General features: G+C 68.9%; 14 protein-coding genes and 1 pseudogene. 6 read left to right on the top strand and 9 right to left on the bottom strand.

Annotation, left to right across the window (positions count from 1 at the left end):
• Positions 1–12 precede the first annotated feature (12 nt).
• Positions 13–639: a LysE family translocator gene (locus tag OG943_RS28115; RefSeq protein ID WP_328603930.1), complete on the bottom strand. Its 627-nt coding sequence runs from the start codon at positions 637–639 to the stop codon at positions 13–15.
• 114 nt (positions 640–753) lie between these two features.
• Here OG943_RS28115 and OG943_RS28110 point away from each other — a divergent pair, with 114 nt between their 5' ends.
• The 3 genes from OG943_RS28110 (at position 754) to OG943_RS28100 (ending at position 3,792) form a co-directional block, all read left to right on the top strand.
• A complete protein-coding gene (locus OG943_RS28110; RefSeq protein ID WP_328603929.1) occupies positions 754–1,317 on the top strand; it encodes a hypothetical protein in 564 nt (187 codons plus the stop codon).
• A gap of 67 nt (positions 1,318–1,384) precedes the next feature.
• Complete coding sequence (locus OG943_RS28105) at positions 1,385–1,645, top strand: DUF6191 domain-containing protein (protein WP_328603928.1); 261 nt, start codon at positions 1,385–1,387, stop codon at positions 1,643–1,645.
• Between the two features lie 125 nt (positions 1,646–1,770).
• Positions 1,771–3,792, top strand: coding sequence for a protein meaA (locus tag OG943_RS28100; RefSeq protein ID WP_328603927.1), 2,022 nt, complete (start codon positions 1,771–1,773; stop codon positions 3,790–3,792).
• 19 nt (positions 3,793–3,811) lie between these two features.
• Here the strand turns inward: OG943_RS28100 and OG943_RS28095 are convergent, their stop codons facing one another.
• Positions 3,812–4,810, bottom strand: a complete 999-nt coding sequence (locus tag OG943_RS28095) for a quinone oxidoreductase family protein (protein WP_328603926.1) — start codon at positions 4,808–4,810, stop codon at positions 3,812–3,814.
• Between the two features lie 54 nt (positions 4,811–4,864).
• On the bottom strand, positions 4,865–5,926 hold the full coding sequence (locus tag OG943_RS28090) for a hypothetical protein (protein ID WP_328603925.1): 1,062 nt from the start codon (positions 5,924–5,926) through the stop codon (positions 4,865–4,867).
• A gap of 95 nt (positions 5,927–6,021) precedes the next feature.
• On the opposite strand from OG943_RS28090, the gene OG943_RS28085 reads away from it, so the two are divergent.
• Positions 6,022–6,519: a MarR family winged helix-turn-helix transcriptional regulator gene (locus OG943_RS28085; protein ID WP_328603924.1), complete on the top strand. Its 498-nt coding sequence runs from the start codon at positions 6,022–6,024 to the stop codon at positions 6,517–6,519.
• Between the two features lie 22 nt (positions 6,520–6,541).
• Here OG943_RS28085 and galE read toward each other — a convergent pair.
• Positions 6,542–7,315, bottom strand: a pseudogene (galE, locus tag OG943_RS28080) (UDP-glucose 4-epimerase GalE); the annotation flags it as partial.
• A gap of 103 nt (positions 7,316–7,418) precedes the next feature.
• Entirely contained in the window at positions 7,419–7,970 is a 552-nt protein-coding gene (locus OG943_RS28075; RefSeq protein WP_328603923.1) for a cysteine hydrolase family protein, read from the bottom strand.
• A 71-nt stretch (positions 7,971–8,041) separates the two neighbouring features.
• Between OG943_RS28075 and OG943_RS28070 the strand changes: the two genes are divergently transcribed.
• Together OG943_RS28070 and OG943_RS28065 are read left to right on the top strand one after the other, a co-directional pair.
• A complete protein-coding gene (locus OG943_RS28070; RefSeq protein ID WP_328612163.1) occupies positions 8,042–8,989 on the top strand; it encodes a GlxA family transcriptional regulator in 948 nt (315 codons plus the stop codon).
• Positions 8,990–9,114: 125 nt separating this feature from the next.
• Positions 9,115–9,888 (top strand): enoyl-CoA hydratase-related protein, encoded by a 774-nt coding sequence (locus OG943_RS28065; protein ID WP_328603922.1) that lies wholly within the window; start codon positions 9,115–9,117, stop codon positions 9,886–9,888.
• Between the two features lie 133 nt (positions 9,889–10,021).
• On the opposite strand, the gene OG943_RS28060 is transcribed toward OG943_RS28065, so the two are convergent.
• From OG943_RS28060 to OG943_RS28045, 4 genes are all read right to left on the bottom strand, one after another.
• Positions 10,022–10,387 carry a hypothetical protein gene (locus OG943_RS28060; RefSeq protein WP_328612162.1) on the bottom strand — a complete coding sequence of 122 codons (366 nt, stop codon included), beginning with the start codon at positions 10,385–10,387 and terminating at the stop codon, positions 10,022–10,024.
• Positions 10,384–11,199, bottom strand: a complete 816-nt coding sequence (gene ribB, locus OG943_RS28055; RefSeq protein WP_328603921.1) for a 3,4-dihydroxy-2-butanone-4-phosphate synthase — start codon at positions 11,197–11,199, stop codon at positions 10,384–10,386. Before ribB ends, OG943_RS28060 begins: the two co-directional genes overlap by 4 nt.
• 68 nt (positions 11,200–11,267) lie before the next feature.
• On the bottom strand, positions 11,268–11,777 hold the full coding sequence (locus OG943_RS28050) for a flavin reductase family protein (protein ID WP_328603920.1): 510 nt from the start codon (positions 11,775–11,777) through the stop codon (positions 11,268–11,270).
• Positions 11,778–11,816: 39 nt separating this feature from the next.
• The gene (locus tag OG943_RS28045) at positions 11,817–13,151 is read right to left on the bottom strand and encodes an LLM class flavin-dependent oxidoreductase (protein ID WP_328603919.1); all 1,335 of its coding nucleotides are present in this window, start codon (positions 13,149–13,151) and stop codon (positions 11,817–11,819) included.
• Between the last annotated feature and the right edge of the window lie 108 nt (positions 13,152–13,259).

Genomic DNA, 13,259 nt, shown 5'->3' with positions numbered 1-13,259 from the left:
CCGTAACTCCGGTCAGGACTCCAATGCCAGAGCCGCCCCGAAGCCGAGCAGCGCGGTGCCGGTGACGCCGTCGAGCGCGCGCCGGACCTTGCGGCGCTCCAGCCAGGTTCGCACCCGGTGCACGAAGAACAGCAGCACCATCAGCCACAGCGAACCCAGCACCGCGACGGTGTACGCGAGCACCAGCGCGTCCCACGTCGTGGTCCGCACGGGGTCGAGGAACTGCGGCAGGACGGACAGGTACAGCACGAGCACCTTGGGGTTGGTGATGTTGGAGAGGAAGCCCTCGCGCCACCGGCGGAACCCGCTGGTGCGCTTGCGCCGGGTTTCCTCGACGGTGGCGTAGTTCCCGCGCCACGCGCCGCGCAGCGCCTGGAACCCGAGGAACACCAGGTAGGCCGCGCCGAGCCACTTCAGCGTGAGGAACACCGGCTGGGACCGCGCGATCACCACGCCGAGCCCGAGCGCCGCGGCCGTGCCCTGCACCGCGTTGCCGGTGAAGATGCCGAACGTCGCCAGCAGCCCGCCGCGCGTGCCGCCGGACAGCGAGTTCTTCAGCATCACCATCGTGTCCGGTCCCGGCGCGAGCACGATGAGGACAACGATCACCAGGTAGCTGCCGTACCCACTCCAAGTCACGTTTTGCCAGCCTAAGGGCCTCGACGGGCGGCGTCTCGCGGATTTTCGTCACAGTGCTCCGGCAACCGGGACGAACCGCCCGGCGTGTATCCCCCGAGACCTGGGGAGGGCGACATGCAGGCGTTTCCGATGGAAGTGGGCGAGCAGGAGCTCTGGCGGGGCCGGCCGGTGCGGCAGCCACGCTGGTATTGGGAGCACACCGTGCTCGTGGTGCTGGGGCTGGCGTTCTTGGCGACGTTCATAGTTCCGGAGACGACGGGGTTGCCGCCGCTGCCGTTTTTCGCGTGGTACCCGGCCCTGGCCGTGATGGTGACGCCGGTGATCTATCAGCTGCAGGGCCGCCGCGCGCTGACTGTGGCGACGACGTACGTGGTCACGACCGTGCGGCTGGTCCTCGTCGCCCAGTGGCCGGCCGCGGCCGAGTACCGCTGGGTACGGCTGAATGACCTCGGGCGGCCGGAGGTCAAGCAGCGGCCGGACGGTACCGGCACGATCTTGTTCGGCACCCGGCCGTACACCCGATGGGGGTTGAGGAACCAGCCGGTGCGGGGCGCCTGGGCGCCGTTCCTGCCAGAGCTGCGGGCGATCCCGGACGCGCAACGGGTCGCAGCTCTGATCGAAGGGGCCCAGCACGCGGGTCCGGTTCCTCGGCACCCGAGTCCCGGCGGGGCCCGCTGACCACCTTGTGCGGGTTCGTCCCGCGAACCGCTCGGAACTCCGTTGTGCCGCCGTTCGTTCACCGGCCGTGGAGACAGTGCTGGCTCTGGGGCTGCCCGGCATGACGCTCCTGCTCGTCGCCGTCGGGGCGTACGAGATGCGGCCGAAGAGACGGCCGTCGAAGCTGAAGGCGCGGCTGTCCTCGACTTACCTGGACGAGGTCACCGCGTTCCTCTACGGCACCAAGCGCCACGAGCTGGACCACCGTGACTCGGTGGAGATGACGCTCGACGAAGAGGCGCAGGGGGCGCCGCCGCTGGGGGTCGTCGACCTCGACAAGGGCTCGTGAGTGTTTATGACGGTTAGAACCGTCATAAACACTCACGAGCCTTGCCACCCTTACGTGTCCGATTGCACTGCCCGGCGGAAGTTACCGGTGGGTACAATCGGCGCACCCAACGCCGGAGGTGGCCCGTGCCGTATCCATCCGACCACGAGCGCGATCGGCCCTGGGTGATGCGCACTTACGCCGGGCACTCCTCGGCCGCCGCGTCCAACGAGCTGTACCGCCGCAACCTCGCGAAGGGCCAGACCGGGCTTTCGGTCGCCTTCGACCTGCCCACGCAGACCGGCTACGACCCGGACCACGTGCTCGCGCGCGGCGAGGTCGGCAAGGTCGGCGTGCCCGTCTCCCACATCGGCGACATGCGGCGCCTGTTCGACGGCATCCCGCTGGCCGAGGCCAACACGTCGATGACCATCAACGCGCCCGCGATGTGGCTGCTCGCGCTGTACGTCTCGGTCGCGCGCGAGCAGGCCGAGGCCGAGGGCCGCGACGTGGACGAGGTGCTCGCGAAGCTCACCGGGACCACGCAGAACGACATCATCAAGGAGTACCTCTCCCGCGGCACGTACATCTTCCCGCCCGGGCCGAGCCTCCGGCTGATCACCGACATGATCGCGTGGACCGTGCGCCACGTGCCCAAGTGGAACCCGATCAACATCTGCAGCTACCACCTCCAGGAGGCCGGCGCGACGCCGACGCAGGAGGTCGCGTACGCGCTGTGCACCGCCATCGCCGTGCTGGACGCCGTGCGCGACTCCGGCCAGGTGGAGCCGTCGGACATGGCGAAGGTGGTCGCGCGGATCTCGTTCTTCGTCAACGCCGGTGTGCGGTTCGTCGAAGAGATGTGCAAGATGCGCGCGTTCACGGCGTTGTGGGACGAGCTGACGCGGGACCGCTACGGCGTCGAGGACCCGAAGGCGCGGCGCCTGCGTTACGGCGTGCAGGTGAACTCGCTGGGGCTCACCGAGGCGCAGCCGGAGAACAACGTCCAGCGGATCGTGCTGGAGATGCTGGCGGTCTCGCTTTCGCGCGGCTCGCGGGCGCGCGCGATCCAGCTGCCGGCGTGGAACGAGGCGCTCGGCCTGCCGCGGCCGTGGGACCAGCAGTGGGCGTTGCGGATGCAGCAGGTGCTCGCGTTCGAGACCGATTTGCTGGAGTACGAGGACATTTTCGACGGCTCGCACGTGGTTCAGGCCAAAGTGGACGAGATCATGTCCGGTGCGCGCGAGGAGATCGCGCGGGTGCAGGACCTCGGCGGCGCGGTCGCGGCCGTCGAGAGCGGGTACATGAAGTCGCAGCTGGTCACGTCGCTCGCCGAGTACCGGCGGGGGATGGAGAACGGCGAGCGCGTGCTGGTCGGCGTGAACAAGTTCGACACCACCGAACCGTCGCCGCTGCAGGCCGAGGGCGCGAAGGCGATCGAGACGATCGACCCGGCCGTCGAAAAGGCCGCGGTGTCGGCGATCGAGGACTGGCGGACGCACCGCGACAACGACGCTGTCGAGGCTTCCTTGGCGGCGTTGAAGGAGAAGGCGGCGACTTCGGACAACTTGTTCGAGGCCACTGTGGACTGTGCGCGCGCGGGCGTGACCACCGGCGAGTGGTCCGGCGCCCTGCGCGAGGTGTTCGGCGAGTACCGCGCGCCGACGGGTGTTTCCGCCGCCGCGGCCGCCGGGAAGGGTGACCCGGAGCTGGAACGCGTGCGCGCCCGGATCCGCGCCACGGAAGCGGAACTGGGCGAGCGGCTGCGGATCCTGGTCGGGAAGCCGGGCCTGGACGGGCATTCCAACGGCGCCGAGCAGGTCGCCGTCCGGGCCCGCGACGTCGGGTTCGAGGTGGTCTACCAGGGCATCCGGCTGACCCCGGACCAGATCGTCGCGGCCGCCGTGCAGGAGGGCGTGCACGTGGTCGGGCTGTCCGTGCTGTCCGGCTCGCACCTGGAGGTCGTGCCGCTCGTGGTCGACGGCCTGCGCGCCGCGGGCGCCGCCGACATCCCGGTGATCGTCGGCGGCATCATCCCGCCGGACGATGCCGCGCTGCTCACCGAGCGCGGCATCGCCCGCGTGTTCACGCCCAAGGACTACGAGCTGACCGGCATCATGGCCGGGATCGTCGACCTGATCCGCGAGCGGCACGGCCTCACCGGCTGACGACAGACGAGATGCGTGGTTACGGGATCGGCAGCAGAACCTGCTTGATCCCGGCGGACCCGGCGCGCACCGTCTCGTACGCCTCGGCGCTCTTCTCGAGCGGCCACGCCGCCACGGCCGGGGGAACGAGGAGGCCGCGGTCGAACAGCACCCGGAGCTGGTCGAAGATGCGCGCCGCGTCAGCCCCGTCCAGGAACACGCTGGCGAGTCCCGTCACGTGCAGCTGGCGGTTGTAGACCTCGCTCAGGTCGAACTCGACCCGCGGTTCGGCGTTGAAGATCCCGGCCATCCGGCCCTCGAACCGCAGGCTGCGAAGCGTGGGTTCGAACAGCGCGCCACCGCGCGTGTCCAGCGCCAGGTCGGCGCCGCGCCCGTCGGTGAGTTCGAGCACCGCCTCGCGCAGGTCGCTGGAGCTGGTGTCGATGAAGTGGTCAACGCCGTCGGGCTTGCGCACATCGGCGATGATCGGCTCCGCGCCACGCCAGCGGGCGATCGCGGCGGCGGCCTGGCCGACCATGCCCGAGCCGCCGGTGATGAGGATCGTCTCGCCGGGCATGACCTCCATGACGTTGATGACCGTCTGCCAGGCCGTGAGGTAGGACCGGCCGACAGCGGCGGCTTCGATCATCGTCAGGCGCTCGGGCTTGCGTGACAGCCACGTCTCGGGAAGGGCGACGAAACGCGCGTGCGTGCCCGGTCGCTCCACTCCGATCGCCATTCCCAGCGATGGCCCGCAACCCCACACCTCCTGTCCGGTGCGGTCGCCGTCGGAGACGACGATGCCGGCGAAGTCGCCTCCGGGGATCATCGGCAGCGGCGTGCCGAGAAAGCCTGCGGCGTTGGCGAGGTCGAGCGGGTTCACCGCGGCCGCGTGGACCTCGACGAGCACCTCCCCCGGACCCGGCCGCGGCACCGGCTCGGGGCGATAGGCCAAGGACTGCGCCGGCAGCCCACTGGCCTGAATGACGACCGCGTTCATCTGCGCGTTATCGCGGGAGTGCTGAGTATCGGTGGACATGTTCAGAATCCTTTTGTCGGTTTTTTGATTGAACTGGCGGATGACCCGATGTGGTCAGTGTTCGAGGGTGTCCGCGAGCAAGGTGGTCACGGCGGTGGCGTCGAGCCGGGACGCGTCCCAGGCGGCGGTGAATCGGGTGATGCGGCCGGCCGCGTCGAGTTCGATCGCGATAATCCCGTGACTGCTGGAGAATCCGTTGCCGATCCATTCGTAGCCTCCGCCCCGGCCACTGCCCAGGGTGCGGCGCACGGTGGTGCCGACGCCGTAGGGCAGGCGGGTATAGGCCCGGCTGACGTAGGCGTTGATGGCCAAGGCGCCGGCGAATTCGGTGTGCAGCGCGAGGTCTTCGAAGATGGCGTCCTCGGCGAACAGCCCGGTGGTGTCGCCGGCAGCGAGGGCGGCGCGTAATCGATCGAGTACCTGACGCAGGGCCGGCGAGGAGCATTCGGCGAGGTATTCCTCGCCGTAAGTCGTCGGGAATTGGGCGTCGGGGGTGCGCAGCGCATTGACGGCGGCGATGCCGAAATGACGTCCGTCCCAGTAGTCGACCTCGCGCACAATGAGGCCGTTCCGGAAGTCGACGGCGGCGATCGCGCGGATCTCGTGGCCGAAGAGCTCCGGCGAGTCGACGAACTCGACGATCGCGCTGTTCTCGTCTCCGATGATGCGGGTGGCGTAGGAACGCGCGGTGTCGGGCCACGTCGGCATGTACTGCGCGAAGGTCGCCTTCAGGGCTGTCCAGCTCGGTACGTACCAGCCCAGGGTGGCGTCTGTGTAGTACAGCGGATTCTGGGAGAAGTGCGAAAGGAAGCCGTCGACGTTTCGGGCGGTCTTGTCGCGGAACAGGTTGTTGACCCGCTGTACGAGCAGTGGCGTCGCGTGTGTGACGTCCTGCGGCGGATCCGGGAGCCGGGCGGGCGGCGTGCTCGGGACCGAGGCGAGGGCGGGGGCGGCGCCGGCCAGGACCGTGGCGGCGGCGATCGCCCCCGCTCCTCGCAGGCTTCCCAGGACGACGGCACGACGGGTTGGCTGACGCAAGGTAGCTCCTTGGGTTTGATTTCGACGTTGTCCAACGTCGGCAAGCAACCGTCCCACCAGCACCAGGAGGTCGAACATCACTTGACTGAGCAAGTGAAACGTAGACCGGATGACTTGCTCAGTCAAGTGATGTTCGAGGAGGCGTGACTTTCCCAGTCACGTAAGATGGGCGCATGAACCCACCCGATCCCGAGCCGCGCTGGCTGGACGAGGACAACCAGGAGACCTGGGTCGCCCTTGCCCGCATGCTGATCTGGCTGCCGACCGCGTTCGACAACCAGCTGCAGCGCGACTCCGGCCTGAGCCACTTCGAGTACGGCATCCTGGCCTCGCTGTCGGAGGCCGACGAGGGGACGCTCCGGATGAGCGAGCTCGCGATCTATGCCAACGGCTCGCTATCGCGCCTGTCGCGAGCGGTCGCGCGGCTGGAACGCCGCGAGTGGGTCACCCGCACGCTGGATCCGGCCGATGGCCGTTACACCCTGGCTGCCCTGACCGACAAAGGCCGGGCCGTCCTCGTCGAAGCGGTGCCGGGACACGTCGAGACCGTCAACCGGCTCGTCTTCGATCCGCTCACCACCGCGCAAGCCCGGCAATTGCGGACCATCGCCGGGCGCATCCTGACCGCCTTCGACGCCGAAGGGGGCGTGACTCCGCAGTCACGCCCCTGAGCCGGCCAACGTGCCTCAAAGGTCAATGGTGGTTGGTGTGGAAGTTCCAGGCGTCGGCAACGATGTCGTGCAGGTCAGGCCTGCCGGGCTGCCACCCCAGGTCCTTCCGGGCTTTCTCGCTGCTCGCGACGGTCACCACCGCGTCGCCTTTGCGCCGAGGGGCAAGCACTACCGGGATGGGGCGCCCGGTCACCTCGCGAGCTGCTTCCACGACCTGCATGTTGGTGTAGCCGTTGCCGTTGCCCAGGTTGTAGACCTCGTGACGGCCAGGCTCGATCGCTTCCAGCGCGAGAACATGCGCCGTGGCCAGGTCCGCGACATGAATGTAATCGCGCACGCAAGTGCCGTCCGGGGTCGGGTAGTCGTTGCCGTACATCTGCAACTGCTCTCGCTTGCCGGCCGCGACCTGCAACACGATGGGGATGAGATGGCTCTCCGGGTCGTGCCGCTCACCGAGTTCGCCGACCGCGCCGGCCGCGTTGAAATAGCGCAGGCTCGTCGCGCCGAGGCCGAACGCCGCAGCTTCCGCGGACAACATCAAGTCGACCATGAGCTTGCTGGCCGCATAAGGATTGCGCGGTTCCACCTTGGCGGTCTCGGCGAGCTTCTCGTCGCCCGCGCCCCGGTACATCGAACCGGTCGACGAGAAGATCATGCGCTGGACGTGCGCCGCGCGGGCCGCCTCCAGCAGTGCGAGGGACCCGCGCACGTTGACGTCCCAGTAGATGTCCGGCCGGGAAACGGACTCCGCGACCTCGATCCGACCCGCGAAGTGAAGCACGCCTTCGAAGCCTGAATGGTCCTGGTAGCTTAGCGATACAGCGGCCCGGTCAGGCGGCCAGCTTCCAGATGATCACCTGCCGGCCCAGCGAGCCCGAGACCGGATTACGAGACATCCCTTAGCCCATCCCGGCCAATATATCCTTTGTGGACCTCACCGTGGCGAACTGGTTGGCCAGGTTCGCCGCCGTCACGCGGTACAGCTCGTCCGCCGTCACGACGTCGCCGTCGATGCCGGGCAGGTCGAAGGTGTATGTCGCGTCGAGGGCGAAGGTGACGTCGTAGCCGAGGTTGCCGCCCATGCGGGCGGTGGTCTCGCAGCAGAAGTTGGTCTGGATGCCGGCCAGCACGAAGCTGCGGATGCCCCGCGTCTTGAGCCAGGCGTCGAGGTCGACGTCGCCGATGAAGGCGGAGTTCACCTTCTTGCCGAACACCAGGTCGGGGCGGGCGCCGTCGAGTTCGGACTTGAAGTCGTGGCCCGGCTGGCCCGGGCGCAGTGGCGAATCCGGCTTCGCCGAGTCGTGGTGCACCAGGACGACGGGCAGCCGGCGCTCCTGCCACGCGTCGAGCAGGGCCTTGATGTTCGCCTCCGCCCCGGGGTTGTTGCGCGGGCCCCAGGACCCCGGCTCGTCGAACCCGCGCTGGACGTCGATCAGGATGAGTGCGGTCATACGGACGAGTCTGGCTCCCCGCCGACGTCGCGGACAGTGGCAGGAGACGCGCGATGCGGTACTTTTCTGCCATGCGCACGATCGGGGTACTGCTCCTGCCGGGCAGCCGGATGTTCGACCTCGCGGTGATCGCCGAGGTGTGGGCCCAGGACCGCACCGACAGCGGGATCGGCCCGTTTTCCGTGCGGCTGTGCGCCGCGGGGCGCGGGCGCACGCCGGTCTCGCCGTTCGGGGAGGTCGCGGCCACGCACGGGCTCGCCGGTCTCGACGGCTGCGACCTCGTGCTCGCGCCCGGCCGCGACGACCCGCTGGCCGACGTTCCCGGCCCGGCCCGTGCGGCGCTGCGCCGGGCGCACCGCGCGGGCGCGACGGTGGCGGGGCTGTGCTCCGGCGCGTTCACGCTGGCCGCGGCCGGGCTGCTCGACGGCCGCCCGGCCACCACGTACTGGCGCGACCTCGACGCGCTGGCCGTCGCCGCGCCGGGCGCCGACCTTCAGCGCGACGTGCTCTACACCGAGTCCGGCGGCGTGCTCACGTCGGCGGGGGTGGTCGGCGGGCTCGACCTCTGCCTGTACCTGGTCCGCCGCGACCACGGCGCGGACGTCGCGTCGCGGCTCGCGCGGCGGCTGGTGATGCCGCCCGCGCGCGAGGGTGGGCAGCGGCAGTACGTCGAGAACCCGTTGCCGGCCAAGCCGTCCCGGCCGGGTCTGTCGTCCACTATGGACTGGGCGATGGGCCGGCTGGGCGAGGACATCGGCGTCGACGACCTCGTCGGGCACGCCGGGATGAGCGAGCGGACGTTCCACCGCGAGTTCGCGGCCGCCACCGGCGCGACGCCCGGGCGCTGGCTGCGCGTGCAGCGCGTCCGCTACGCGCAGCGGCTGCTGGAAACCACGGAGCTGCCGGTGGAGCGCGTCGCGCAGCGGTCCGGCCTCGGCACGGCCGCGAACCTGCGGCGACGGCTGCGCGCCGAGGTCGGCGTGGGCCCGGACTCGTACCGGCGCACGTTCCGTTCCTGACGCCGCAGGGTTACTAATCCGACCGAAAGTAGGCGGAAACGGGCTGCAGCCGATCTGCTCGTAGAAACCCTTTCCGCCGAGGACGGCCGTCGGATTAGTAACGAACAGCGCTGTACGGTCGGGGGATGGGCGAGTACGAGCACATCCTGGTGAAACGGGACGGGGACACGATCACCGTCACCATGAACCGCGCGGCGCGGCGCAACTCGCTGTCCGCCGACCACTTGAGTGAGCTGCTCGCGGCGTTCCGCTCGGCGGGTGAGACCGACGCGACGGGCATCGTGCTCGCCGGCGCCGGCCCGGTGTTCTCCGCGGGCCACGACTTCGGCGACGTCGCCTCCCGCGACCTGATGGGCGTGCGCTCGTTGCTGACGCTGTGCACCGAGCTGATGCGGACCATGCAGTCGTTGCCGCAGGTCGTGATCGCGCGGGTGCACGGCCTGGCGACGGCGGCGGGCTGCCAGCTGGTGGCGTCGTGCGACCTGGCCGTCGCGGCGGCGTCGGCGGGTTTCGCTCTCCCTGGCGGCAAAGGCGGCTGGTTCTGCCACACGCCCGCGGTGCCGGTGGCGCGCTCCATCGGCCGCAAGCGCCTGATGGAACTGGCCCTGACCGGCGACGTCGTGGACGCGGCGACCGCGCTCGACTGGGGCCTCGTCAACCGCGTGGTCCCGGACGACTCACTGGACGACGCCGTCGCCGAGCTGCTGGCCCGCGCCACCCGTGGCAGCCGCGCCAGCAAGGCCATGGGAAAGCAGACCCTGTACGCCCAGCTGGACCGGCCCGAGGCGGACGCCTACGCGCTGGCCGTCGAGGTGATGGCCTCGGCGTCCCAGCTGCCCGGCGCGCGCGAGGGAATGGCCGCGTTCCTGGAGAAGCGGCACGCGGAATGGCCGGACTGAGCGCTCCCGCACTCGGTTACCCACAGACCTCCCGAGTTGTGGACAACTCGGGCCCGCTGCGGCTTGACCACGGGATTTGCCGGGGTGGGCCGGTAGACTGGGCATGGGACGCCCCCCGCACCGAACAGCTTGCCTACGGTCGTGTTGGGGCAGGCCCGCACCGAACAGCTCGCCCACGGCCGCACTGGCTACCGGCCACCAGCGTTTGGCCGATCTTTGCCCACCATCGCGTTCCCAGCGGACTGATCCCTTTTCCGATCGCGAGGTCGTGGCCCATTCGGTCGCGTTTGGTGCGCAGGTAGCCGGGTCGCCGCGCTCGGCAGCGGGACTTGGCCGACGAGGTCGAGGCCGTAGCCGGCCAGCCGGCGATCTTGGCTGGGTTGTTGGTGATCATCCGCAGCCGGGACACCTCGAGACCGACGAGGATCTCGGCGCCGGTGTCGTGACGGCGTGCGTCCGCCGGCAGACCGAGCGCGGTATTGGCGTCGACGGTGTTCAGTCCCTGATCCTGTAGCGCGTACGCGTGGATCTTGTTGGCCAGTCCGACGCCCGGCCTTCGTATCCGCGTAGGTAGACGATGAGGCCGGTGCCCTCATCGGCGATCAGCTCGGCGGAGCGGGACACCACGCTCGGTGCGGCGATGTCGTCCAGGCCAGGCCAGGCCAGGTGCTCGGTGCCATCCAGGGCGTCACGGCCGGCAATCGCCCGGGACGCGCCGAACACGGTCGGCATCGTTGCCGATGCGACGTCCTTCAGGAGCTTCTCGATGTGCGTGCGATAGCGCACGACATCGGCGACGGCGACCAGGGGCAGCCCGTGTTCGTCGGCGAACCCCGCCGCCTGATCGCCACGCAACATCTCCCCGCCCGCCGCCACCAGCTCCGAGATCACCCCGACCTGGCACAGGCCGGCGATCGCGAGCAGATCGACCGCCGCCTCGGTATGCCCGGCCCGGGCGAGCACGCCGCCGTCGCGGGCCCGGAGCGGAAAGACATGCCCTGGCCGGTGCAGTTGTTCCGCCAGAGTGTCGTGATCCGCGAGCGCGCGCACCGTACGCGTCCGCGCCGCCGCCGACACGCCGGTACCGGAATCGACGTGGTCGACGCTCACCGTGAACGCAGTGCCGTGCGCGTCGGTATTACGCTCCACCATCTGCGGCAGTCGCAGTTCGGCACAGCGCTCGCCGCTCATCGGCGCGCAGACGATCCCACTCGTTTGGCTCACCAAGAAGGCCATCTTTTCCGGTGTCATCAGCTCGGCGGCGCCCACCAGGTCGACCTCGTTTTCCCGATCGGCGCCGTCGGCGACCACCACCAACTCCCCGGCAGCGAGCGCGGAGGCGGCGTGCCGCACTCGTGCGGCCGGCGATCGGCCCGTCATCAGGATGCCTCGGCGAAGCGGTGGTGAGTGCCGAAGGCGTGGGCGTGATACGTCAGCGGCGCAAGCTCCGTGGTGTCCGCGGCGGCCACGTTGCCGAGCATCAGCACGTGGTCGCCGCCCTCGACGAACGTGTCCACAGTGCCTGCGACCCACACCGCGACCCCGGGCAGTCGCGCGGACCCGCACTCGTATGACCAGTCGATACCGCTGAACTTGTCGGGAGCCTTCGTCCCGAAATGCAGCGCGAACTCCGACTGACCGGTTGCCAGCACATTCAGTCCGAATGCGCTGGTTCGTCGCATTACCTCAAGCAGGTGCGATTGCTTGCCGAGTGAAACCAGGACCATGGGCGGCGTCATCGACAGGGAGAGGAACGCGCTTACCGTTGTGCCGTACGGCCGTCCGTCTTCGACGGTTGTCACGACGGAGATCGGGGTGCACACCTCGGCCATCGCCGCACGGAATTCCGCTGCTGGGGCTGGGCTGATAAATCCATTCTCATGGTTCATGTTCTCGCCACCTTGGGAAGATGTTCGCGGTTGTCTGATTTATTTGTTGTGGAACTGGTTTGCGGGCACGGCGATTTCCAGGTTGTCTCGGAGCGTCTGTCCGGAGTATTCCGTTCGGAAAATGCCGCGGCGCTGGAGTTCGGGCACGACCTTGTCGAAGAAGTCGATCGCCGGCCCGGGGTAGTAGGGGGAGATGAGCATGAACCCGTCGGCCGCTCCGCTTTCGTGCCACAGTTGCAGGTCGTCGGCGATGGTTTGGGCGGACCCGAAGACAAGCCGATGGCCGAGGGTGCCGGCGAAGCGGCGAGCAAGATCGCCGAGGGTGAGGTTGTCCCGGCGCGCCATGTCGACGAGCATCTTCTGCCGCCCCTTGGCGTTGTTGATCTCGGGAAGCTCCGGCAACGGCTCGTCGAGGGGCAGCGCGGTCAGGTCGAGGTCGCCGGCCCACCTCTGCAACTGCGCCACCGCGTCTTCGTCGGTCATGAAGCCGGCGAGCTGGTCCACGATCCGGGCGGCCTGTTCGTCCGTGTCGGCCACGACCGGGACGATGCCGGCCAGGATCCGGAGCGAATCCTTCGACCGCCCGTAGCGAGCCAGCCGGCCTTTGACGTCGTCGTAGTACTCCTTGGCCTCGTCGAGCGTCTGGGCCGCGACGAAGACGAGGTCGGCCGTGCGGGCCGCCAGTTCCCGGCCCGGATCCGAAGCGCCGGCCTGGGCAATGACGGGATGTCCCTGCGGGGGACGCGGGACATTGAGTGGCCCCTGCACCGTGAAGTACTCGCCTTTGTGGTCGATGCGCCGGACCTTCGCCGGGTCGAATATCTGTCCGGTGGCCTTGTCCAGCACAAAGGCGTCTTCGTCCCAGCTGTCCCAGAGTGCGGTCACGACATCGTGGAATTCACCGCCCCGCACGTAGCGCTGCGAATGTTCGAGGTGCTGCTCGAACCCGAAGTTCAACGACTCTTCTTCGGCCTCGGATGTGACGAGGTTCCAGCCCGCTCGCCCCTTGCTGAGGTGATCAACAGAAGCCATCCGGCGCGCGACATGATAGGGCTCGTTGTATGTCGTCGTCATAGTGGCGATGAGGCCGATGTTGCGGGTCAGTGGAGCCAGCGCCGTGATCAGCGAGATCGGCTCCAGGCCGGCGAGCCTGGGGTACCGGGATTTCCCGGTCGTCGCGACTTCTGGTTTTCCATAACCCGGAACGGCCACGCTGTCGGCCAGGAATACCGCGTCGAGCTTCGCTCGTTCCGCGGCCTGGGTTGTCCTGACATAGAAATCGAAGTCCATGTCGACGGCCGGATCCGCGTCCGGGTGCCGCCATCCGTAAAGGTGGATACCGGGCGTGGCGAGTAATGAGGCGAGATGAAGCATCGTATTCCTCCGGATGAGGTGAGTAAGGATTCGCGGATGGCCGGAAGCAGGCGGGCGGTGAAGCTGCCACCGGTGACCCAGGTGGCGCTCCCAAGCTGGCCCCGTACC

This window comes from Amycolatopsis sp. NBC_00345 (assembly GCF_036116635.1).
Lineage (GTDB): Bacteria > Actinomycetota > Actinomycetes > Mycobacteriales > Pseudonocardiaceae > Amycolatopsis.
Note: the sequence above shows the minus strand (reverse complement) of the source record. Positions and strands in the feature narration are given on the sequence as shown.

Bases quoted from the DNA above. Each gene is read 5' to 3' on its own strand.
- OG943_RS28110 (WP_328603929.1), top strand. From the start codon at position 754: ATGCAGGCGTTTCCGATGGAAGTGGGCGAGCAGGAGCTCTGGCGGGGC.
- OG943_RS28095 (WP_328603926.1), bottom strand. From the start codon at position 4,810: ATGTCCACCGATACTCAGCACTCCCGCGATAACGCGCAGATGAACGCG.
- OG943_RS28090 (WP_328603925.1), bottom strand. From the start codon at position 5,926: ATGTTCGACCTCCTGGTGCTGGTGGGACGGTTGCTTGCCGACGTTGGA.
- OG943_RS28085 (WP_328603924.1), top strand. From the start codon at position 6,022: ATGAACCCACCCGATCCCGAGCCGCGCTGGCTGGACGAGGACAACCAG.
- OG943_RS28075 (WP_328603923.1), bottom strand. From the start codon at position 7,970: ATGACCGCACTCATCCTGATCGACGTCCAGCGCGGGTTCGACGAGCCG.
- OG943_RS28070 (WP_328612163.1), top strand. From the start codon at position 8,042: ATGCGCACGATCGGGGTACTGCTCCTGCCGGGCAGCCGGATGTTCGAC.
- OG943_RS28065 (WP_328603922.1), top strand. From the start codon at position 9,115: ATGGGCGAGTACGAGCACATCCTGGTGAAACGGGACGGGGACACGATC.
- OG943_RS28050 (WP_328603920.1), bottom strand. From the start codon at position 11,777: ATGAACCATGAGAATGGATTTATCAGCCCAGCCCCAGCAGCGGAATTC.
- OG943_RS28045 (WP_328603919.1), bottom strand. From the start codon at position 13,151: ATGCTTCATCTCGCCTCATTACTCGCCACGCCCGGTATCCACCTTTAC.